The sequence below is a fragment of the Dictyobacter alpinus genome, from assembly GCF_003967575.1.
Lineage (GTDB): Bacteria > Chloroflexota > Ktedonobacteria > Ktedonobacterales > Ktedonobacteraceae > Dictyobacter > Dictyobacter alpinus.
On the sequence record NZ_BIFT01000002.1, the window covers coordinates 1,759,630 to 1,783,557 of the forward strand.

General features: G+C 47.3%; 20 protein-coding genes. 9 read left to right on the forward strand and 11 right to left on the reverse strand.

What is annotated here, in order from left to right; genetic code table 11:
- Positions 1-256: 256 nt before the first annotated feature.
- Entirely contained in the window at positions 257-895 is a 639-nt protein-coding gene (locus EL633_RS29615; protein WP_126630830.1) for a hypothetical protein, read from the forward strand.
- A 115-nt stretch (positions 896-1,010) separates the two neighbouring features.
- On the opposite strand, the gene EL633_RS29620 is transcribed toward EL633_RS29615, so the two are convergent.
- The 5 genes from EL633_RS29620 to EL633_RS29640 form a co-directional block, all read right to left on the reverse strand.
- Positions 1,011-2,282: an MFS transporter gene (locus EL633_RS29620; protein WP_161982537.1), complete on the reverse strand. Its 1,272-nt coding sequence runs from the start codon at positions 2,280-2,282 to the stop codon at positions 1,011-1,013.
- Positions 2,283-2,694: 412 nt separating this feature from the next.
- Positions 2,695-3,465 (reverse strand): SDR family oxidoreductase, encoded by a 771-nt coding sequence (locus tag EL633_RS29625; protein WP_126630832.1) that lies wholly within the window; start codon positions 3,463-3,465, stop codon positions 2,695-2,697.
- Positions 3,466-3,627: 162 nt separating this feature from the next.
- Complete coding sequence (locus EL633_RS29630) at positions 3,628-4,509, reverse strand: polysaccharide deacetylase family protein (protein ID WP_126630833.1); 882 nt, start codon at positions 4,507-4,509, stop codon at positions 3,628-3,630.
- 411 nt (positions 4,510-4,920) lie between these two features.
- On the reverse strand, positions 4,921-5,442 hold the full coding sequence (locus EL633_RS29635; protein ID WP_161982538.1) for a DinB family protein: 522 nt from the start codon (positions 5,440-5,442) through the stop codon (positions 4,921-4,923).
- Between the two features lie 168 nt (positions 5,443-5,610).
- A complete protein-coding gene (locus EL633_RS29640) occupies positions 5,611-6,456 on the reverse strand; it encodes a class I SAM-dependent methyltransferase (protein ID WP_161982539.1) in 846 nt (281 codons plus the stop codon).
- Positions 6,457-6,800: 344 nt separating this feature from the next.
- Here EL633_RS29640 and EL633_RS29645 point away from each other — a divergent pair, with 344 nt between their 5' ends.
- The 6 genes from EL633_RS29645 to EL633_RS29670 all read left to right on the forward strand — a co-directional run bounded on the left by EL633_RS29645 (position 6,801) and on the right by EL633_RS29670 (position 13,009).
- Complete coding sequence (locus tag EL633_RS29645; RefSeq protein WP_161982540.1) at positions 6,801-7,676, forward strand: aminoglycoside 6-adenylyltransferase; 876 nt, start codon at positions 6,801-6,803, stop codon at positions 7,674-7,676.
- A gap of 256 nt (positions 7,677-7,932) precedes the next feature.
- Positions 7,933-8,919 carry an ABC transporter ATP-binding protein gene (locus tag EL633_RS29650; RefSeq protein ID WP_161982541.1) on the forward strand — a complete coding sequence of 329 codons (987 nt, stop codon included), beginning with the start codon at positions 7,933-7,935 and terminating at the stop codon, positions 8,917-8,919.
- A 14-nt stretch (positions 8,920-8,933) separates the two neighbouring features.
- Positions 8,934-10,046: an ABC transporter permease gene (locus EL633_RS29655; RefSeq protein ID WP_126630838.1), complete on the forward strand. Its 1,113-nt coding sequence runs from the start codon at positions 8,934-8,936 to the stop codon at positions 10,044-10,046.
- 39 nt (positions 10,047-10,085) lie between these two features.
- Positions 10,086-11,192, forward strand: a complete 1,107-nt coding sequence (locus tag EL633_RS29660) for an ABC transporter permease (protein ID WP_126630839.1) — start codon at positions 10,086-10,088, stop codon at positions 11,190-11,192.
- 377 nt (positions 11,193-11,569) lie between these two features.
- On the forward strand, positions 11,570-12,094 hold the full coding sequence (locus EL633_RS29665) for a DUF4385 domain-containing protein (protein WP_126630840.1): 525 nt from the start codon (positions 11,570-11,572) through the stop codon (positions 12,092-12,094).
- Positions 12,095-12,199: 105 nt separating this feature from the next.
- The gene (locus EL633_RS29670) at positions 12,200-13,009 is read left to right on the forward strand and encodes an alpha/beta hydrolase family protein (protein WP_126630841.1); all 810 of its coding nucleotides are present in this window, start codon (positions 12,200-12,202) and stop codon (positions 13,007-13,009) included.
- Between the two features lie 157 nt (positions 13,010-13,166).
- Here the strand turns inward: EL633_RS29670 and EL633_RS29675 are convergent, their stop codons facing one another.
- The 6 genes from EL633_RS29675 to EL633_RS29700 form a co-directional block, all read right to left on the reverse strand.
- On the reverse strand, positions 13,167-14,513 hold the full coding sequence (locus EL633_RS29675) for a hypothetical protein (protein ID WP_126630842.1): 1,347 nt from the start codon (positions 14,511-14,513) through the stop codon (positions 13,167-13,169).
- Between the two features lie 404 nt (positions 14,514-14,917).
- The gene (locus tag EL633_RS29680) at positions 14,918-15,367 is read right to left on the reverse strand and encodes a hypothetical protein (protein ID WP_126630843.1); all 450 of its coding nucleotides are present in this window, start codon (positions 15,365-15,367) and stop codon (positions 14,918-14,920) included.
- A 130-nt stretch (positions 15,368-15,497) separates the two neighbouring features.
- The gene (locus EL633_RS29685; RefSeq protein ID WP_126630844.1) at positions 15,498-16,049 is read right to left on the reverse strand and encodes a DUF6036 family nucleotidyltransferase; all 552 of its coding nucleotides are present in this window, start codon (positions 16,047-16,049) and stop codon (positions 15,498-15,500) included.
- A 142-nt stretch (positions 16,050-16,191) separates the two neighbouring features.
- Complete coding sequence (locus EL633_RS29690; RefSeq protein ID WP_161982542.1) at positions 16,192-16,731, reverse strand: TetR/AcrR family transcriptional regulator; 540 nt, start codon at positions 16,729-16,731, stop codon at positions 16,192-16,194.
- Positions 16,732-17,358: 627 nt separating this feature from the next.
- Positions 17,359-18,246, reverse strand: coding sequence for an RDD family protein (locus EL633_RS29695; protein WP_126630846.1), 888 nt, complete (start codon positions 18,244-18,246; stop codon positions 17,359-17,361).
- A 421-nt stretch (positions 18,247-18,667) separates the two neighbouring features.
- The gene (locus EL633_RS29700) at positions 18,668-19,810 is read right to left on the reverse strand and encodes an aspartyl protease family protein (RefSeq protein ID WP_126630847.1); all 1,143 of its coding nucleotides are present in this window, start codon (positions 19,808-19,810) and stop codon (positions 18,668-18,670) included.
- A 533-nt stretch (positions 19,811-20,343) separates the two neighbouring features.
- Here EL633_RS29700 and EL633_RS29705 point away from each other — a divergent pair.
- A complete protein-coding gene (locus EL633_RS29705; RefSeq protein ID WP_126630848.1) occupies positions 20,344-22,137 on the forward strand; it encodes an ABC transporter ATP-binding protein in 1,794 nt (597 codons plus the stop codon).
- Positions 22,134-23,894 carry an ATP-binding cassette domain-containing protein gene (locus EL633_RS29710; protein WP_126630849.1) on the forward strand — a complete coding sequence of 587 codons (1,761 nt, stop codon included), beginning with the start codon at positions 22,134-22,136 and terminating at the stop codon, positions 23,892-23,894. Before EL633_RS29705 ends, EL633_RS29710 begins: the two co-directional genes overlap by 4 nt.
- Positions 23,895-23,928: the final 34 nt, after the last annotated feature.

Here is a 23,928-nt window from a genome sequence, read left to right on the forward strand (position 1 = left end):
GGCGGCAGCCCATGCCGGAGCGCGAGGTGTCCTCGCACCCCTCCCCCTCCATCCTCCCCCTGGAAAAACGGAGAGCCACACCTAAAACAATAAATACTGTAAACACAAAGATTTTCTCCTGCTACTTTTCCTGCATTCAAACGTTTCAATCAAAGAAGAGAAAAATATTTGCCGAGGATATGTATTGGAAGAGACCGCTAAAAGTAAAAATTCATACATAGGCATGCAGAAAAACGAAAAGTAGCGTGGAGGATTTATGGGATACGAATTAACGGCTTTTATCGGGAGAGATATCCTTACATCTGTCCCTCTTGAATATCCGGCCGCATGCGTGATTCCGCTCAGATACGATTTACAGATGATACCACTCACCATTGCCTTCTGGAACGAACTGGAGCTCCGCAACACGGCTGGATCACATGTCCATTCCGAACAAATAGGAGAAATCATCATCAGAACATTTATTGCTGATTTCGCGCAACAACTTTCAGAAACGGAGCCTATCGCCTATGTCGAGGCTGGTTTTCTGGGAGGAACAGGCAGTCAGCAGGCCATCATCTGGCAGGATGGTCAGGTTGCATTAAGCACAGCGACGTTTGGTTTTGGAGCCATCAATCAGGTATTACGCTACTTTGGCATCCAGGCCAACGACCCAGCCCTCCAGGACGAATTCATCATGGTTGGACTGGGACAATGCAGGTACACAGAACACTGGACAGAAAGAAACCAGGAACCGCAGGCCAACGAATTTCTACGATTACTGCAAGCGTTAGCTCAATCAGAAAAAGAGCTCAGAGAACTACGTCCAGAAAGTCCTATTTATCAATTCGCCGAAGAGCACAAGAACCAGGCCGAACAACAACTCAGAGAGTTCCGTCAACGAGAACGAAAATAAATTGAGATAGAGCTCATTTGATCCGTTTTCTTCTCTTTCTTTTCGTGCTCAAAATATCCTAAAGGGTATATAAAAGCACATCGTCCATACAAACGATGTGCTTTGTCAGCATCATTTATTCTAGGTGGCGAATATCTCGTAAGCTCAAAGCGCAAATACGTAAAAGAACACTAAAAAGGCCACCCACAATGAATACCCATGAGGGTCCAAGAGTATCTGAGAGTTCACCCGCAAGGAAGAAGCCTAGCGGCCATATCAGCGATGCGCCCATCTGATCGACACTACTAACACGGCCCAGTTTATCCGCTGGCACATATTCCTGGATCAGTACCGGCCACCAAGTATCTGCAAGCCCTCCAAAGAAGCCCATAAATATGCCTACAATGATAACAGCTATAGGCACACTGAACCACCCCAACGCAACCACCCCCATACTACTCATAATAGAGGTCAGATAAACCAGTAACCCCCGATGGCGGATGCGAGAAAGCTGTCCAACAAGGAGTATCGCCAGCATCGAACCAATCGCCCGGGCAGTCACATAGGCTCCCAGTAGCCATGCACCTGCATGATAATGGCTTGTGATCAACTTAGGCAATGCAACAATGACCGGCGCGGCAATTCCCAGACTTGCCATAATAAAAACCACTTCCGAGATCCACAGCCAGGGAACCTGCATCATATAGCGAAGTCCATCTCGAGCATCGACAATGATCAAGCCCAGGGTATGATGCTTTATGGCCCCTGAGTTCTGCTTCAACCTTCCATGGTTAACTGTATCAGGACCAGGAGGTAACAGATACATCAGATGCAAGCAAGCTGCAGAAACAAGAAAGGTAAGACCATCAAAAGCATACACACTTGCGAATCCGCCAAAAGAGATCATACTCACGCTCAACAATGGTCCAAGTAATCCACTCAGTTGGCGACTCAGTCCTCGTAGTGCGTTGGCGGAGGTCAAAGCATCTTTATCCACGAGTTGTGGACTGATAGATGCATAAGCAGGACCAAAAAATGAACTGGTGATGCCAAAGAAACCAACTAATCCAACCAGGTGCCAATAGTGTAAATCATGCGTCCAGGTCAAGAATGCAATAAGCAAAACTGCCAGTCCACACCCAATATCTGAAAGAAACATAATCAGACGACGTGGTAAGCGATCGGCCGCGACGCCGCCAAAGACAAGCAAAACAACTCCGGGCAGCATACCGGCAGTCTCCACGATGGCGGTCGCCGTTGCCGAATGCGTCAATTGCAATGTCTGCCAGCCAATAGCCAGCAGAAAAACTGCATTTCCCAGCACGGAAACAGTCTGGCCCAACCACAACAATGCAAATGCTCTTGAATGCAAGGCTCGTGTCAAATGTAGATATCTGATGATACTCAAACCTTCAACTCCTTCTCCCAGCACATAAAGGTGCATGCTGTCAAAAGGAGTCTTACTGCAGAGCAAAGGATGGTATCACAACAAAAAAGAACCCTCAGACAGCCATACACCATACTGTCGATAGGGTTCAAAACACTTGTGTCTGCCACTACAGCGCAAAGATATGCTCTGCAATGGCAGAGTAAAAAAGATGATCCGCTTATTTATCTTGTCACCGGAGAACCAGCCCAAAAACAGTGGTGTCTGCTAAATTGCCTTTGGGCCCTTGCTGCTATGAAGTTTATTCAAGCGATTCGATCTTTCTTTTCATAGAAAAACGCCAGAACAATAAAACGAGGTGATTTATCTATTATAACATATAGAATCTTCTCAAGATCAATGCGATACAAGTAAATTTTCTTACACGCGCCTGTTAGCGCCCACCGCCGATTTCTAGAATGGTTCCTGTTGTATAGGAGGCGGCCGAGGAAAGTAACCAGAGTACACCCTCGGCTACTTCTTGTGGCGTGCCTGCGCGCTGCATAGGGATGGAGGGGCTCAGTCTTTCCACGCGATCAAGCGCGCCATTTGTGGCATGCAGATCGGTTTCAATGAGTCCAGGTGCGACGGCATTCACACGAATGCCTTCATTAGCAACCTCACGTGCCAACCCAATGGTAAAGCTATTAATCGCCCCTTTGGAGGCTGCATAATGAACCCATTCACCTGTTCCTCCGGTACGCGAGGCAAGAGAGGAGATATTGACGATGGCACCTCCTGTTCCTCCATGACGCAGCGACATCCTGCGCACGGCTTCTCGCGCGCACAGGATTGTCCCAACAACGTTGACCGCTAGCATCCGTGAGAGAGCGTCTGCCTGCACCTCTTCAACGCGAGCAAAACCACCTGTGATCCCGGCATTATTTACAAGTCCTTGAACTGGTCCTAGCTCACGCGAAGCGGTCTCAAAGAGACGGATGACATCCTCTTCACGAGCAACATCCCCTTGAATAGCCAGCGCACGACCACCGGCGCTCTCAATATCAGCAACGACCCCCCTGGCAGCCTCTTCGCCACGGGTAAAGTTCACGGCAACAGGAAATCCATGCGCACCCGCGAGTCTGGCAATAGCGGCACCAATCCCACGACTAGCTCCGGTCACAATGATCGCACCAGCCTTCTCCTCTTTACCTCGGACAACCATAAATCTTCCTCCTGTTTTTTATGCTATGTAATACTCCCGTTATGTAAAAAAACAGCATCCCTTTTCTACCCTGACACATTGCAGAGGGAAACGGGATGTTGTCTTTCTCTCTCTATTCAGCATATATTTATGCGAACAGGTTCATTATTTCTATGATCCGCTTCAATCGCCGGCTGATTTTACATATGGCTGGGCTGTTGGTGTGGTCGCAGGCTCAACAGGATTGGTCTGCACATCAGCAGAGTGGTTCAACAATTGCTGCATGGGAACGATGGTATAGCCACGCTGCTCTAGATCTTGAATAATTATTGGCAGAGCCGACACGGTCTGGGAGCGGTCACCACCACCATCGTGCATTAAAATAATCGAACCATTTTTGGTTTCTTTCAGGGTTGTTTGTACAATAGTAGTAACGCCCTGACGCTTCCAATCCTCGCTGTCAACATTCCACATGATCGGCAAGAGCCCTGAGTTTTCAATTTGTATATGTACCATTCTATTAATAGCGCCATAGGGAGGTCGCATCAAGACCGGTTTAACACCAATCGTTTGTTGGATAACCTGGTTGGTATATTGCATCTCCCATAATACTTGCAGCGGTCCCATCGCGGTGAGCAAGGGATGATTCCAGCTATGGTTGCCGATAGTATGGCCCGCCGCATAGACGGCTCTGGCAATCTGGGGATAGGCCGCAACGTGCTGCCCGATATTGAAGAAGGTGGCACGTAGATTGAATTGACTGAGGATTGATAGGATCTTCGGCGTATAGATAATGTCTGGTCCATCATCAAAGGTCAGGGCAACCTCTTTACGGCTCTCTGAGCCATGATAGACAAGTGTGTCTACCAGTGCGGTCGGTACGCTGATCACGGGGGCCGGCGTTACACGTATCTTTGGCGGCGTAGGTTTTGCTTTAAGCACGTTGGGAGTCACAGAAGTCAGCTGGCTGGCCATTACCCGCTCTGGCTGCGGTGCATCCGCACATGCCACAGTAATGAACAGTAACCCAACGAGCATAAGCATCAGTAAAAACCGATGTCGCATGTGTTTTTCCCTCTTTCGAGAAAAAATAAAGTCTAAAATTTCAAAAATATGTTTATTTAAAACCTGATATGGGCAAACGTTACATACATTTCTCTGTATAAATAAACGCAACAATACATACAAACATCTCTATTTTTATCTCGAATAGTACTAATATGGATAAAATACTCTTCTAGCATGATTACTATTTATGTGATACAGATATGTCATGATATCTAGAATAGAAGAGCAGGATTGGAGAAGCTTCTCTGAGGATGTAGTATTTTAATACAGTAGAGCATTTGGTCTGGACTAGGAATAGTGATGGTGGTGTTCGTGCTTAGCAGATAATCTTTGAGATGAGCATTAAAATTCCGTGGCGTGAAGGTGAGTCAGGGAACAACGTTGTTCCCTGACCTTTAAAAAGGGCCGTTATATATTGCCATAGATACCCAGCAATCCATAGTTGCCAAGGGCGAGGGAGAGCTCGCCTCCGTGGTGGATCTCGTGTTCGAGCACATGCCAGATAATCCACTGCATGGAGGATGGGCTGAAGTATTGCCGCTCTTCTTCTTTCATGGCCGATGGCACAGGAAAGACTTGCTCCAGATCAGCACCGGTCCAGCGCGTAAGGGACTGAGAAATCATGCTCCAGGTGGACTCGAGTCCGGTGACCAGGGCAGCGGCATCAAGCGGGGGTACGTCCACTTCATCCGAGGGATCCCAATGCGCAAGGGGGGCAAGATCAGGACTTCCCTGGCCCATCCACATCTGGAACCACCAGACTCGGTTACCAATAATATGCTGGGCCAGCATCCCAATCGTCCAGTGATGTGATGAGGCAGGGAGAGCCAGTTGTTCAGTAGAAAGTGGCGCGATAACTTCGACAAGATTCCGCTGATAAGAATTCCACCCTTTGTAAAATGTCATAAGTGGCAGTGAATTTTCGGCCATATGTGTCTGCTCCTTAGATCTAATACTATGTCCCCCCATGAAGAAGGAGAATGGGATTAGCATAGCATGCAGGAGCAGACAAAACTTCTTGTATCTTGCTATTTATCCTTTTAATGTCATGTTCACTTGCTTGCTGAGGCGATGAAATTCACGCCAGTAGAATATCCTTTACTTCATAGCTGTCCCCAACAATAACTCGGCTGGCGCCACGAACCCCTGTGCCCCCTCAAATGGGCGCACCGTTTGTTGGATACTCTCCTCTACACGTTGCCTTGAAACAAAATCAAGCTTTCTCAAAGCCTGCTGGAATGGAGTCCCCCACCAGCTGGTGAGTACATCAAAGGTTGGGAAGTGGAAAGTGAGCTTGATAACGTGTATCTGAACCTCTCGCAAGCCTGCTGTTTCCAGCGTACGCACAAAAAAGTCTTGGTCTGCCAGAGAGAAAGGATCAGATGCCTTCTCTCCTGAATGCTCCGCCTCCCATGCATTATTAACAAACGTCACATAAGGAGCAAAGAGAGGATTATGCTCCGGCTTCGACCAGACAAGAGCAGCCAATCTGCCTCCCGGCTTGAGTACGCGCCTGATTTCCAAAAGTGCCTGGCGCTGATTTGAAATAAGCATCAGACCAAAGCGCGAGATAACTGCATCATACCTGTTATCAGGAAGGTCAAGCTGCTCAGCATTCATTGTTCGCATCATAAGATTGCCCAACCCTTCCTCCTTAGCGAGCCTGGCGGCAACGTTAAGCATTTCCTGAGCAATATCAATGGCCAGCAGGCTGCCTTCTGGTCCAACTAATCGGGCGGCCGCCAGGCTCTGATCACCTGTACCAGCTGCAACATCCAGGACCTGATTTCCTGGCTTGAGATAAGCGGCCTCAAGCATCTGCCGAGTAGCCACACCATATAATTGCTGACGAAGATCTTTTAAGCGCCCTCGCTTCTCAGCTTCCTCTGCTGCTACTTGCAATCTTTCTGGCTGGGGTACTCCTGCATGTTCCCTCTCTGACATTATTTTATCCTTTCCTGACTTCACCCTGTTATTGCAGTGGAGCATCAAGCCCCAGGGCAAATTGGACCATCAATGACATATATCAAGGCTGACAGATTTCATTTAAGCGTGGATGATGCGACGTGACCAGCGAGTGAAGTGACTACAACGTCTTCCTCGCTGTATCATACATGCAGTATGTATAGAAAACTTCTTGTATCTTGCTACTTTATAGTGTAAAGTTTGACGGCGTGTCCTGATAGAATCCGGGAAACATGGAGTGTATTGAACGCTGGACAACTATATGCTGCTATAGTACGATGGCATCTATTATCAAAACAATAAAAACACTGGGAGGACGAGCCATGTATGAAGAACCACTTACCCGCGAGACGATGATCGCACGTCTACGTGCTACCATGGAGCACGATGAACGTATCGTTGGCGTAGTGGATTATGGTTCGGAGAGCGAGGGGCGTGCCGACCAATGGTCCGATATTGATATCGCCGTGTTTATTCGGGATACGGACCTCCCTGCCTTTGAAGGAAGTTGGAAAACATGGGCGGCACAATTTGGTGAACTGCTGCTGGCGTTTCCTGGTATTCAAGATCATCCATGGACGGTCTACAAGGCGGTGCCTGTTCCGTTACAAGTGGACTTCGCTTTCCATCCTGCCTCAAAACTTGACATTATCGCAACGTGGCCCAATAGTCCTCTCTCCCGCGAAGCGATGATCTGGTACGACAAGACTGGAGGGCAGTTGAGCAATGCTGTACAACAACTGGTTGGTCGCCAACTCGGACCTCTTGATGAAGCGGCAACATTTGAGAAGATCTGTGGAGGCTTCTGGTATTACTTACTCTTTGCTTATTGCAAACTCCAACGTGGTCAGCACTGGTTTGCCCGTGAAGCATTCAATGCCTGGGCCATGGGAAATCTCCTGGCCCTACTCAAATTTGAGGCACGAGCATTTGAGCGCTGGCAGGCCTCGTCTGCTTCATGGCAACTCGAACAGGTTATCACTCCACAACGGCTTGACCAACTGGATAGCTGCATCCCCGCGGCTGGCTCAGAAAGTTTACAGCACACCCTTGTGCACGCTGCATTGCTTGGTAGAGAGGTTTGTACCTCAATCGCAACCGCACGCCACTGGCCATGGCCCGAGATCCTTGCCCAAGAACTGATAGAAAAGACGATCCCCAGCAAAAATCCTTCTAAAGATGCAACTACTGCACAGTAAGCATTATTTCCTACTCTCGAACACTACTATCCCGGGTTATATGTTCCTGCTTTGACACACCGTTAGAGAGATTTATGCTCAAGCTTATGTGACCTTGAAAACAGGACCAAAACCGAGTACGCTACAAACAGGACCATTGGACCATTCACTGCCGGGCTTGCAATAGATATGATGACATAATACGGGATGGATGAGCGAGACGGCTTTTCCCATAGTTGAAGATCATAGTGGCTATGAAGTGAAAGAAAAAAGGATTATGAAGGTAGCACGCTCAAATGCAACCGTGCCGGATCAACAGGGAATGACTAGCACACAGATCCCTGCAATTGCCATACAAGACCTCTGCAAGTCTTTCGGTAAATTCCAGGCCGTTGATCACCTTACGTTAACGGTCCAACAGGGCGAGGTTTTTGGCTTACTTGGACCTAATGGGTCCGGCAAAACCACAACCATCAATATGATCAGTGGCCTGACCGTCCCAACGAGCGGCTCGGTCAAGGTGCTTGGCTATGATGTGCGTCATAACGCACGTGAAGTACGCCAGATCCTGGGGGCAGTTCCGCAAGAGACAGCGCTTTATGAAGAACTATCAGCCTGGGCAAATATGGATTTTCATGCTGACCTATTCGGTATTCCTGTCCGTGAGAAAAAGCAACGTATCAATGATATGCTGGCAATCGTACAACTCACGGACCGCAAAAACTCACGTGTCAGCGACTTCTCTGGCGGCATGAAGCGACGCCTCGCCCTGGGAAGAGCATTGCTTCACGATCCTAAATTGGTGTATCTCGATGAGCCAACCTTAGGTATCGATGTGCAGGCACGGCGCGCCATCTGGGATTACATCCTCAAATTACGCAGCCAGGGCAAAACTGTATTGATTACCACCAATTATCTGGAAGAGGCACAGGCATTGTGTGATCGGCTCGCAATTATCGATCATGGCAAGCTCATTGCCGTTGACACACCAGACCATCTCAAGCAAAGCTATGGTGGCAGTGTGGTTGAGCTAGAAACCGCTCATGTCATCAGCGCCATAGATAAAATCCAGGCATTGGAAGGTATCAAAGAAGTCAAACAGGAAAACGCTCACCTTACGATTACGACCCAGGGAACGGGCAACGTGGTACCGCACATTATCAATATTGTGTCGCAAGAAAGCGAGATCCGCGCGATCACAATCCGTGAGCCAGAACTTGACGAGATTTTCTTGCGGCTCACAGGGACCGCGTTACGCGATTAGGAGAGGAAAATAGTATGTCACGCCCTGGCTATCATCTGCGGGTCATCTGGGCCTGTATGAAGAAAGATATTCAAGTTTCTCTCACCGATCGCATTTTTATCATTCTCGGTGTGTTTCTGCCCGTCAATTTCTTAATTTTATTCAGTTTATTTGTAATATCCGGTGGACAGGCACCGACAGCAATCGTGATGAATGATAGCGGCCCTTATGCGCAACAATTCTATCATGCAATGGCGGGTGCCCATTCATTTGTTTTGCAGAAAGCCACGAGCAGTGAGGCACGAAATCTCCTGCAAACAGGACACATTGTTGCAGTGGTCACTATTCCTGCTGACTTTGAGACACGCATCCAGCATAATCAACCGGTCAAGGTGTCTGTAGATATCAATAATCTCAATACGGATTTCACCAACGATATTCGGCGCGCAGTACCACTCGCCATTACCTCTTTCTACGCAAAAGCATTTCCAGACATCGTGACAATCGTCCCTCACGAAACTGATCAATATACGCAAGATACCGACTATATCCCTTATCTAACCGTCTCAATTCTGGTTATCGCCCTGGTCGTAGGCGGTCTGCTGCAATCCGGTACCTCGGCGGCGCGTGAATGGGAAAATACCACGATGAAAGAACTATTACTCTCACCCGCCAGTCGCTGGGCAATTATCACGGGCAAGATGCTCGCAGCGCTTGTAGTCAGCCTGATCTCTGTCATGGTGGTGCTGGGCGTACTCATCTTTATTATTGGCGTCCATCCCTTGCACTGGGGGGCGATGATTGGCTTTACCCTGCTCATACTCGCGATCTTCATCGCGCTGGGGACACTGCTCGGCACGTTCTTGCGGCAGCGGCAGGCATTCACAGGACTGGCCATTGGTATCGCGATCCCGCTGTTCTTTGTGAGTGGGGCCTTTGGACCAATTTCGTTTAACACGCCAATCTTGCAAGTGCTCGCACAACTCACGCCTGTCTATTATGCAATTGTGCTCCAGCAGTATGCCTTTCATGGGTTTATCTTGAATACCTATGGTCTGGTAACAAACACACTCATTCTGTTTGGTTTCGCTATCGGACTGCTCTTGCTGTCAGGATTAGTATTGCATCGCAGTACAGTCGCCAATTAACGCGCTACAAGTACGTACAGCAGAGAAAGGAGCGCGCATATGAAACCAGCATTCTTTCGCTCAGTCTGGGCGATTATCAAAAAAGATATCCGTGTCTGGCTCAGCAATCGACGTAATATCGCGGCGACGGTTGTTCCCCCTATCGCCTTTCTGCTCATTCAAGCCCTCGGAGCGGTCGCCGTTGGACGTAGTCCAGTCGCGCTGGTGACGCTGGATGCTGGTGCTAAAGGCCAGCAGATGCAACATATTTTCCATGCAGCCGACGTCTTTCGCATCACCGATGCCACACCGGCACAGGCCGCAAACTTGTACAAAAACATCCAGGTGATCGCGGTAATTACCATTCCAGCCGATTTCACCCAACGCATTCAGGCACATGATCCTGCGCCAATCGAGGTCCATGTAAACAATCTAAATCTCGACTTCACCAACGACATTCGCCGTTCGGTACCAGATGCAATCACACAATTTTATCAGGCCCAGGGAACCACCAGTCCGATCAAAGTCACGATCCAGGAGCAAGACCTGCGTACACGTGATGTTCAACTATTTCAGTATGCAGTACTACCAACCATCATTCTTCTGCTTACACTATCTGGACTGGTAACCGCCAGCATCGCCACAGCACGCGAATGGGAGACATATACGATTAAAGAGATGCTCCTCTCACCGCTATCACGAACTACCATCATTGTCGGCAAAGTGCTCGCGGGCTTTGTAACCACCTTCCTGCTTGGTGTACTGGTACTCCTGATAGGGGCGGCCCTGGACTGGACGCGGCCTGTCGGCATATATTGGTTGACCAGCCTGCTCATTCTGGCAGTGCTTGTACTCTTTAGCACGGGACTGGGAGTCGCACTGGGGGCAGCATTACACAAATCACAACCAGTCATCGCTATCTCGATTAACATCACCATCTACCTGTTTTTCCTCGCCGGTGGGATAGGTGTGCTCGCCTTTGAGCCACTCTGGCTCCAAAATATCGCCGCCTTTATTCCTCTCACCTATGGAATTCACGCGCTAGAACAGGCTATTTTCTATAGCTCATCCGATCTCTTTGGCCACGATATATTGATCTTAGGACTCTGTGCACTGGCGGCTTTAGGCTTAGGTGTACTCTCAATGCGGCGCGGCATTGCAAAATAAAAAAAGAGCATAACCGATTTACATCCAAAACAAATTTGTCAGGGCTTTTTAATTTTCAGCCGGGAGTAACTGTCAGGCAAATCATATACAAAGTATTTCTGGTGTGGTGTGTGTTCTGTGGGCGGCCGCGGCCGCCCACAGAACACACACCACACCAGACTCCGGCACCGTAGGCGCCAGGAAGAGGAAAATTAAAAAGCCCTGCAAATTTGTTTGCCGCAATCCAATAATTTATCAGACCTGTGTATATTTTCTGTTGTGTTCCTTCAGAAAGGATCTGGATTACAGCAGCTTACGTACACTATACATAGACACCCATTTACGCAAATCAGTATGATCATCAAGGCTGTTAGTGAAACCTGTAAGGTGGAGTAAAAATGCGAGCTTCCAGTAAAAGTTTTGATTATTCACAGAATTTCAAAGAGATTGATTTTCGTGTACATCCTGAGCTGTACCAGGTTGGCAAGGGCGAGCAAGGAGTGTTGATGGTCGAGCCATATAAATCCGAAATCCTCCCTTACTGGCGCTTCAAAACGCCAGACGTTGCACAACAATCCGCGGATAAGATTTACGAACTATTTCTGGATTATAAGCGGCATGGAGACTTTGTGGGGATGGACATGGCGCGCAAGTTTTTACAGATGGGATACACACGCTCACGGCGCTATGCGAATCACCAAAGTGGACGCAAGTATCAGGCGAATCCACAAAAAGAGCACACCCATGAAGCTATGATCGAGGCGCGCAAACAGATTCTTCCGCAGGCAGAAGATAATGAGAAAGCCGAGTCAGCACGCATCTTCTATGGTGTGTATCTTCTTGCCAGAAATGATGAAGAATATCAGCAGTTGAAAAAGCAACACGTAGAAAAATACGAACGGAAAAAATCTCCTGAAGCTTGATGAGCCTGACTTCTCATTCTACTTTCTATTAACTGGCTAGATTCCTCTGTATATATGAGAAATATTCTGCTATGATAGCTATAATATATTTAAGAAGGACGAAACATGCATACTTCTTCATCCCCTCAAAAAACTCCTTTCCGTAAGTTAGCTTATGGCGGTAACAGGTATCAGTATGGAGAATTATATGTGCCAGCAGGATCTGGACCACACCCGGTGGTGATCTTGATCCATGGTGGCTTTTGGCGAAAGGCCTATGATCTAACATTGATGCAAGGCCTGGCGCAGCAACTGATAACACAACAGATTGCTGTCTGGAATATTGAGTATCGGCGCGTAGGTAATACTGGTGGCGCATGGCCGGAAACATTATTAGATGTAGCCAGGGCCGCCGACTATCTACGTAGCATGGCTCCTCATTATCAACTGGACCTGCAACGGGTGATTACGGTTGGCCATTCAGCTGGTGGTCACCTCGCCTTCTGGCTGGCGGCACGGCAACGTCTACCTCAAAAAAGCCAGTTACGTATCCTGAACGATCCCCTGCCATTAGTAGGCGCGATCAGCCAGGCTGGCGTAGTAGATCTGGAACATGCGGACAAGCTGCATCTTGGGAATGATGCGGCACAAGAATTGCTGGGAGGCAGTTTTGCTGATCAGCTGGAACGATATAAACTGGCCTCACCAGCCGCGCTATTGCCGCTAGACATACCGCAAGTACTGGTCCATGGCACCGCTGATGATCGCGTCCCTCTGGTTATCAGCCAGGCATATCAACAGAAAGCACAGGCAGCCGGAGATGACGTCACGCTGATCGAGCTACCTGGAGCCGATCACTTTATCTTGATTGATCCAGCCTCAGAAGCATGGCAACAAACCCTGGTCGAGATCAAGCGCTTACTTATGCTTGTATAGCCTGACTTGAGCATACAGGTAACAAAGCTAGAGATAGCAGGACTTGAGACTGGGTAGCAATTGTGTGGGTGCAACTTGACAGGCACTGTACCCCACAATTGTAAGAGGTGATATTTATGACAAAGTGTAAAGATATCTTCTAAAGATACTGCAAGTATTACCGTGATACACAGGTATATGCAAACCAGCCCCAGATATTAATACCGATTGAGAGTACAATCACAAGCTTTTCATACCCGCGTAAGCGCTCATGGAATCCTAGCACGGCAAGCAGGAAGACAAGTGGGATCACATCTAAGAAAAAGCGGTAGCCAAACTGGTACCAGCCAGTGTTAAAGTAGAGTAGATGGGCGACTATGGGTAAAGGACAGCCGGCCAGCAGACTCCATGCCAGATAGGAGCGAGGACGCATAAAGAAAGTACGGAAAAGTGGATAGAGCGCCGGCATGGTCCAGAAAATACCGGTACCGAACGGATCAAACCGAATATAAGGTAGCATCGCCAGGATATGCGGCGGCTGTATCAACATATAGTAAAAATTGGTTGGCAGAAAATGAAGGTTAAATTGGCCATACTTAGTCAGATTAGGCACAAGACGAGCATTAACATACATACTGCTATAGCCAAATTCCAGTAATGAACCAAAGCGCGCCAGATTATAGAGCATCATGCCACCGACAAATATAGCCAGCACCCCACCAAATATCAGACATTGCTTCAACAATAGCAAGGGCTTCTGCCGCTCCAACAGAAAGATCAAAAGCAAAGAACTGGGAAAAGCCAGCAGCGTTGTGCTACGGGATAATGCAGCAGTACCAAGCCAGAAGGCAATCAGCCAGCTACGACGTTTGCCAATCAGCTCAAGCAGGTAGAGCAACAAAAAAGTAGTCGCAATCAAATGAGCAAGAAACCAGACAGTAGCTTGCATGGATACATAAAGTAGCTCTGTGCCACAGGTAAAAAAAACAAAGAGCCAGGCGAAACTGGGGAATGAGAGATGTATCAGGCCTTTTGCAACCATACGATGCAGCAAAAAGAACATCAATCCAACATTCAATAGAGAAAAAAAGAGTTCTACCGCTATTGATAGCGCAAATTGATGCTGAAAATGAAAGATCGCAACGAGCGGAAGAAAAAAGAGTGCCGGTAACGGAGGAAAGGACACATACCAGTGTCTATGCCAGAAAGTGTAGTCTCCTAACATACCAGCAGGTGGAGTCGCTACGTAGAGATGGCCTGCTAACCAGGCATTCGCCAGATAAATAAAATGGTCACCAGCATGGCCCGGACCAGTTCCAGATGGAACAACATACAAAGTGGAGGCTACATGTAGCGGGTAGCTAGAAGGAAAATGTACAAAATGGCTCATGAAGAAGCAAATAATATAAAAGAGAGAAACCATGACCATCAGTAAGATAGCGCGCCAGGATCTTAGTTGCGCTAGAAGAACCGTCTGGTCCTTTTGCAGTTTCTGGTAGGATGCCTTTAAACAATAGCTGAACATAAAGTTCCCTTTCGCTGGCGAAACCATCCACCACGATACAGTTAGCATTTCAAATTCATGCACAATCAACATGCATAAATGTATTATATTTATATTTTATTTAATTACAATTAAATCGATTAAAACATTGGTAAATTTACATACGATATAATTATATTTTTCTGATTAATCACATCTAGCGCCCAACTTCACCATACAGCATCATTTGAGAGGGGTCGTTACAAAATCAAGAAGTGTGGAAGACATAGAGGTAGCCATCGCGAAAATAGTTATGGTCTTGTAATCAGTGGGTCAATAGTTTGGAGGAAGTGGGCCACAATGCTAACAGGTTAATACTATCGTTTCTAATGTATTAACCTGTTAGCATTGTGGCCATTTGGGTAAACACCCAAACATGGGAGCGTTTATGCTGATTGGCGCTGGCGCAGTTCTGCAGCCAGTTCATATTTGTTGGCAAACACGCGATTACCGCAATAGATGTTGCGCTTCACAAACACTTCAGGAGTTTCCCGCATTAGACGTTGCTGAACGACAGGTTTGTAGGCCATTTTAGAGTGGAACCAGGCCTCAGGCAAGGCCGCGTATGCAGGATCAGATGTCCAATCAGGTACAGGAAGATCATATTTCTCGCAGAGATATTCAACAGAGGCAACACAAAAGACAGCCCAACGATGTTGTTCTTCCGTTGGCTCAGCTGGCTCTTGAATAGGATCACGTAATAGTTCATCACGACGATCTGTAAAATTCCCAAAAAAATCATTCATGAAATTGCCCAGAGGTAACCACGGTTCAGCTCCGGCACAGATTTCTTGATAGGACACCGCGATTGTCTGCAATTCGATATATGTCTTCAATTCCTCACCTTGTTCCTGTGTTATCGTCTACAGATATTGTAACACGAGAAACAAAAATTTGCAGCAGCCAGCATAATCAAATACTATCACTAAATATCTTGTGCTACTGGATCATAGGAGACTCAACAACTTAAAAAAGTTCATCCAGAGTGTCTTGAAATTGATAATGCTCTTGCCAGGCCGTATCAGGGATAAAGCGATCAGCAATCTCCTGAGCCTGTTCGCGGGTCTCAATATGCAGCTGTTTTAGAAGCGCCTCAATATCAGGCATATCTTTTGGACGATAGACCATCAATTTTAAAGCGAGAATATATTCTTTAGAAGGCAGATAAACATGGAGTTTTTTATACTCATGCCAGAGGGTCGCCTCTGGATTGGGGGCCATATCGCGAATAAAGTACGCCACATCATCATTAATCCAGGTACGCTTCATCTGATGTTTTTTCGCCACTGCATTGACCGCCGACTTAAAAGCCTTGGTTTCGCTCGTTGGATTGGTAGATGTGTCACCCTCAATGTCCATCAGCACCACATCTACATCTTCAGTAGACTCACGATTCGCCGCCAGCAGCAACATAGCAACACCACCAACAATCATCACACGTACAGGAGCCTGGAAACCACGCGACTCCAACTCGTCTCCCAGTTCCTGTAAATATTTCTCAATCTCTTGCCGCTGCATGTACAGTCTACTCTTTCACGCCCGTTAATTTCTTATCCGATTATGCTACTACTATAGCATATATCACATATTTTTCAGGTTCTGGTATAAATCAAGTTATACTACGCCAGGGATGGTGAAAAGGTGCGTATGGTAAACAGAATTAATGGATACCAACGCCAGCAACTAACGTAGTCATGACCAATTTGGTAGCATCGCGAGGAGCGATATAGCCGTCAGAGATACGCTGCCAGGCCATAAACAAAAGAGCCGTCATAGTATCGATAATCCAACGGACAGAGAGATCTGTTCGCAAAATCTTCTCTTTTTGTCCTCGCTGTACGAGGCTCTCAAACTGGTACAATAAACGCAGTTCGCGAGACTTCAACTCTTTATCATCGTCAGCCAGGGGCCAGGCACCTAACAGAAAAGTAAAACGATGTCCAATCGGCACAAAGGCCGTAATCACCCTTTCTAGAGCCTCTGATGCGGAACCACTTTCAATATGGCAGTCAACTAGAGCCTGCTCAATATCCTGAAAGGCCGCCAGTAATAAGGCACGCAACATATCCTCACGACTGGCAAAATAGCGATGCAAAGTAGTACGGCCAATTCCAGCCGCTACTGCGATATCATGCATCGATGCACCATTGTTAATAATAAGCGTTTTGATCGCAATATCCTGAATAGCTTCTCGCTCCATGATCTGATGCCTTTCTAAGGAACAGTTTAGTATCATTTTAGACATGGCCGTGCCAAAAGTCAACCAAAAAATTCGACGTATATACAAAAGTATACACGTCGAAGTGCAAGCAATCGCTCTCACATTACTTAATGGATGTGATGTACGATTGATAGCAACCAGGAAACTGAAGTCCCCCAGAGCAGGAGGAAAAGAAGGACTGCCAGGCCTAAAAACAGAAAGGCGCACAAATAATAAAGGGCTGACTTCATCAAAGGTACAACAATGATAACCTTTGTCATGTGCCAAAAACTTAATAGTTGCTGCTTCATTTCTTTGACCCCTTGCAGTAACAATGCAATGTACCTACATGGATCTCCAATCAAGGAAAAGCTTCGGACATATCATGGAATACAGGTTTCACCATAGATAGTAAGCTTATACCCTTAAACGGTTTGATGATGCGACAGGTATCAAATTATTCCATCAATATTCAAGATTGTCATAATTCACAGGATGCAGGTTCTGCTGATCATTTATGGAGAAATTTATCGTGGCAGCTCGCGTCTGCGGCGCTCGCTCTTGTTTGTGAAGAGGGAGCTGGAGATGTGATCTCTACAGATCACTCCTCACAGTATTGAGATGGTATTAGCTATCGATCTTAACAGCGGAGACGGCCCAGCCATTGAGGATGCCATTCCAGTGTAAAGTTATGGTGGCCGAGCAGCGAATTTGATCAACGTATTCGATAGGATAAACTACTGTATCATTGTGCCATTCAGGGGTTTTGATATCTAGTAGTTTAATGTGACGATTGAGTACAAAATCGCCAGCTCCTTGCGTGACTTTTCCACATGGGGGAACGGTAGCTGTAGAATGAAAGGTGTAGGAGTTGTTGATATTGACCCAGCTTTGTACTACCGATTGTGGTCGATAATAGTAGCGATAATTTAAACATATTCCGACAAATACAAGAAGTAAGACGCAGAAGAGTGCATAACGCTTGAGCATCCTGCGTTGAGTATAGATAGATGGTTCGGTCGATTTGATGGGGAATACTGTTGTATGAGCCACGCGATCGCCGAGGCGCTGGAAGGCTGGAGACATGAGTCCTGAGATCAAGCCAACAATATAGAAAATTGGCAAGGCATCAATAAAGCGCAACACATTACGCAGCAGTATAGCAGTAATGGGAACTTGTCCACCGCGAATATTCACTACGTGGAGACCGAAAAGTAACTTTCCAGGTGTTGTCCACACAAGTGCTTCCTGTAAGAAAAAATATAAGAATGCAGCTAGCAGCAACCAGAAAGATTGAATTGTGGCCAGGCCAGATAATGAGAATGAGAAGCCATCCCAATCGATTAAATGTTCATCGCTGGTAGGATTAATAATCCCGAAAATACTGCTGATCCAGATTTGTAGGCATGAGAGAATGATGAAGTCTATTACTCCGGCTCCGATGCGCATCCAAATAATACGTGTCCGTGATACGGAGCTTTCCCGTTTTGTTCCAACCACACTGTCAGTAAGCATAGGTACTCTCTTCTATGAGAAGGATATTGGTAGACGTAGTTGTTTAGCAACTATTAATATTCCTCTATTATACTAAGAATAGGCAAGCTTTTCAGGAGGGTGCAGACTCCCACTATTATGGCTATTGTTTCAGGCACCCATACTCGTTCCCTGACGGGAACATGCTTTTTTATCAAGTTGTGGAAAATCGCGCATTGCGCGATTTTCCACAACTTGATAAAAAAGCATGTTAGTGGGACACTACTTTATATGTGAAGTGCACGATTTTCTACAACTTGATAAAACTATTGCGAGGAATATGTGTGTGATACTTTATGTACAAACTTGAGTGATTTTTCAAGTTTTGATAAGACTGCTGCGAAGAATATTGGTGTGATATTCGTGTGCTAAATGTGTGCTTTCATGGAAGTTGGTTAGAATTTTAGATAATGCGGGCGGCCGCAACGGATACGCTGCGTAATTCACCTTCGCGTTCCAGTAGGAGTGTATAGTGTTGTCCTGGGCTTCCACGTAGGGCGTTGATGACAGCTGGCAGGGGGAGGCCTGTGACTATCAAGCCGTCAATCTGGAGTAGGCGGTCTCCTACACGTACGGATTGTTTGACGCAGGCGTAGTTGCAGTCTGATACGGCCGTTACATAATAGCTATGGTCAGTATTCAATGATAATGTTAAGCCGACTAGATCCATGTCATATGGATAGGAAGCACCACACCATTCCCAGTAAGTCATTTCGTGGCGATAATCAATTTCAATACGAAATTGCCGGAGCACATTACCAGCCAGGCAGCCAACAATAGGGGAGGTCATAAAACGCGAGCGGTGCTCCTCAAACATACCAGCAGGACGAGAGACGACGGTAATTTCACGTAGGAGTAACGAACCTAAGGTTGCGCGCGGAATACGCATCATTATAGCATCTTCCTCACCTGGTGTCCCCATATTCGCAGTACCAACCGCAGCTTGCGCGCGTGGCCAGGCTGCAAATTGTTGCTCCCAGGTTTGCATCACAGCCGCAGAGATCATGGTACATGAGGCGCCAGTATCAAGTAGCAGGCCATATTGGTTACCCGCGATTGTGGCCTCGACCCGCAAGAAGCGGCTTTGGGGATGAGTTGAGATCGGAACCGGCTCCCCCACCATGGCTAAAGAAGAGGTTAGAGATAAAGAGAACGTTTCCGCAGGATAATCGAGCAGTACACAATAAGAGGATAACAGACGACAAGGCAAGATCCCATCTACCGCTTCACCTGAAAATAGCGAACAGGTACCTACCGCCATTAGTGCCGTCGTATGTGATAGATCCAGGGTATAGGGTCCAACAGCGAGTGTGGGTGGACGCAAACGGCGAAAGACGGGCTCATCGGTAAACAGGAAAGGTTCATCCAGTAAAGGCAGTTCCAAATCTTGTACGAGGGCTTCAGTAAAAATCAATGCTAGCCCTGCAGTATCAACCAGAAAACGCGCCATACGCGAGTAACCACGAGGTGTATTAATACGCAGGTCAATATATGGTCGATCATGCGATATGTGAAGCGAGATACGTTCATGCTGCTGTACAGTCATGCTGACTCCTTTACGCTGAAAACGCCATGCTATTGAGAAATAATCGTGAAGGCCGCTTACTCGCGGCTAGTGTCAGTGCCACACCTCAACAATGACAAGCTAATCTTATTCTTCTCCAAAGATCCAGCTTGCGGGCGCTTACGCCACACGATTGAATAGTATGGGATATGATGCGTACATTTTACGTGACTGAAACTTGATAGATCAAAATAGCAAAGCTATGCTACAACGAGCACACATGATTGCGGATAAATTTTTCAACACTCCCACATCCTCTACACAGCTATCATTATACACGGAAAGCAGGCTGCAATCGTGTCACACAATGAAGTTTTTCTATAAATAATAGAAAAAATATTATTAAAAGGGAAAAAGACACATCTTCTCTGTCAATGTTATTATACTACAATTGTCAATATCTGCGCATCGTTCGTTTGGACGATGTTCTAGCGATCGGTCTCATGTAAAATAGTCTGGCACATTCAGTGTTTAGAGTCTTTGTTGTCGCATATCACCTTCATAAGGAGGAGTCGATGCACACTTCCCTCAAACGGTATCTGACCTTACTCAGTACCTACCTCAAACCACAATGGCGTAATGTCGTTTTACTAGCGCTGGCATTATGCTCAGGAATTGGATTACAGCTGCTCAATCCACAGATCCTGGGCCACTTTATCGATACGGCGGTCGCTCAAGGCGCCAATACCACACTGGTCAAGTTTGGCCTGTTATTCATTGGTATTTCTATTGCTAAACAGGGCATATCTGTCCTCAGCACGTATCTGGACACGCATGTAGCATGGACTGCGACCAATCAATTGCGTAGCGATCTGGTCGCCCACTGTCTTTCCCTGGACATGCACTATCACAAGACTCGCAGCGCAGGCGAGATGATCGAGCGCATTGATGGGGATGTTAATGCCCTTACCAACTTCTTTTCACAACTGGTCCTCAACCTGCTTACCAGCTTGATCCTGCTGCTATGTATCTTAATCCTTTTCTTCGCCATGAGCTGGCAAGAAGGCTGTGCTATGACCATCTTTTCAGGGATTGCCTTTTTGATCTTGATGCGTATGCGCAAACACGCCATACCAATCAAGAAAAAGGAGCGCCAGATTACTACGACTTTTTATGGATTTCTTAGTGAGCGCCTGTCGGGCACAGAGGATATTCGGGCGAATGGCGCCAACAACTATGTGTTACATCAGTTCTATCTATTGTTAAGTGAATGGTTTCCAATCTTTCGGCGATCGCAAAGAATCGGGGCCAGCATGGGCATCATCAGCCTTATGCTCTTCGTACTTGGAACAACCCTGTCTCTGTCCATTGCTACGATACTCTGGATGCAGGGAAAACTCTCTATTGGGACCGTCTATGTGATCTTCTCCTATACGGATCAGCTTTCCCAGCCAATTCAGCAGATCCAGGAGCAGTTGCAGGATCTCCAGCAGGCGGAGGCATGTATCCAGCGTATTGAAGAGCTAAGGGAAACGCATTCTGCCCTAAAGGATGGTAGCGGGCGACTTGAAGGGAGTCAGGCGCGTTCAATCACATTTGAGAATATTTGCTTCGGCTATAGCGAGGATCAACCAATTCTACACAATCTCTCTTTTGAGCTCGCACCAGGCCATGTACTGGGCGTTGTGGGACATACCGGTGCGGGCAAAACCACCCTGGTCCGCTTACTGTTCCGCCTCTATGATCCACAAGCCGGTGAGATCCGCCTGGATGATGTAGCGCTGCCAACGCTACAGTTGCGCTCCCTACGTCAGAAGATCGGCATGGTCACCCAGGACGTCCAACTCTTCCACGCCAGTGTGCGGGATAATCTGACCTTATTCAATCCAAATATTCCCGATACACAGATCCTGCATGCCCTATCCACCATAGGCCTTACGCCCTGGTACCAATCATTATCCGAGGGCCTGGATAGTCTGATAGGTTCAGCGGGTCAGGGGCTATCAGCCGGCCAGGCACAACTCCTGGCATTTGCTCGCGTCTTCCTGGCCAATCCCAGTATCATTATCCTGGATGAAGCCTCTTCCCGGCTGGATCCCGCCACTGAACGCCTGGTTGAACATGCCATCGATACATTATTGCAAGGCCGAACGGTATTGATTATTGCCCATCGCCTGAGCACAATCCAACGCGCTGATGAAATTCTGGTGTTAGAGGACGGGCAGATCAGCGAGTATGGCTCACGGCAGATATTGGCCCAGGATCCACACTCGCGTTTCCATGCCTTATTACAACGTGGTCAGGAGACAGTTGAAGAGGCATTAACAGCGAATAATGATGCAGACACAAGGGAAGAGGACAAGAGATGAAAACCTATCAATTTATCTGGCGGCTGATCCGCTTCCGTTCCTGGCTTTACCTGGGCTCGCTGCTTGGCCAGATTGCTTTCTTCGGAGTGGGACGACTAGCGTTTGGCTTGATGTTACAGGGCTTCTTTAATACGCTGAACACACTCAATCATAATCCCGCACGTAACACTATCCTTCCCTGGCTCTTTTTAGGAGGATTAGCGCTGGCCGCAGTGCTGCGGGCACTGATTCAATTCGTGTCCTTATCACCAACGATTACAAGCATCTTTAAAACAAATGCCCTCCTGCAGAGAAACCTTTTGCGCTACATCCTACAGAGACCAGGAGCCAGGCCGATTCCAGGATCCACGGGAGAGGCAATCAACTATTTTCGCGATGATATTGAAGTTGTAGACCGATTATTCGGAGAAATGGCCTATGCAATTGGTCTCGTCACGTTCATCATTCCTGCGATGCTGATTCTCCTGCATATCGATACGTTGATTACCGTCAGCGTCTTCCTGCCACTACTCTGTGTCGTGGCACTGGCCCAGGCGATGAGGCAACGGCAACAACGGCTACGAACGGCCAGCCGGGAAGCAACCGGAATATTAACGGGTGCCATCGGAGAGATCTTTAGCTCCGTCCAGGCTATCCAGATCGCAGGTGCTGAGGAGTATGCCGTCAAACATTTCCATCGACTCAGCCAGTTACGCCAGCGTCAGATCTTGCGCGATACCGTATTCTTCAGCGCGCTACAAGCAGTCTTTGGTAATATCGTCGGACTCGGCACAGGACTAATCCTGGTGCTGGCGGCCCTCTACCACCATCTCAGTCCTGGTGATATCACCATCTTCATCTCTTATCTGGGCACCATAACCACCTTTATCGTCTCCACCGCCTACGTGATAGCACAATACACACAGACTAGAGTTTCACATCAACGCCTGGTAGACCTGCTTCAGGGAGCATCACCAGAGATTCTAGTGCAAACTGATCCACTTTATCTAAAAAAACCTATCCCTGAACTTCATACACCTGTAAAGCTTGAGATAGATAAACTGGCATTGTTACAGATTGCCAATCTGACCTATCATTATCCTGACACAGATCGTGGCATTGAAAATATCAACTTTCAATTGCGACGCGGCACCCTGACTGTGATTACAGGACGTGTCGCGGCAGGTAAAACAACACTACTGCAAACCATCCTGGGACTATTGCCTAAAGATACGGGAGATCTATCCTGGAACGGCAGGCAAATTGAAGATCCAGCCAGCTTTTTTGTGCCGCCTCATAGTGCCTACACACCCCAGGTCCCTCATCTTTTCAGCGAAACGCTTGAAGAAAATATTCTTCTTGGACTAAACGCAGAACCTGCAAAACTGCAGCAAGCCATTCAACTGGCAGTACTAACCCCGGATGTAGCTAAACTTGAGAATGGACTTCAAACTATAATTGGTACAAGAGGAGTAAAATTATCGGGAGGACAGGCACAAAGAACGGCTGCGGCCCGTATGCTGATCCGCGATAGTGAGCTACTGGTCTTCGATGATATCTCCAGCGCCCTGGATGTTGAAACCGAAAGCCAGCTCTGGCAACAGCTATTACAGCAACGCCAGCATAGTTGCCTGGTCGTCTCACATCGTAAAGCCGTCCTGCAACTGGCCGATAACATTATTGTCCTACAGGCAGGCAAAATTGCCGCCATGGGAACGCTGCAAGAGCTACTTACCACCAGTGAAGAACTCCAACAGATCTGGAATGGCACAGTCTGAAGCTCACAATGTGGACTGGTAATGCACCACCCAC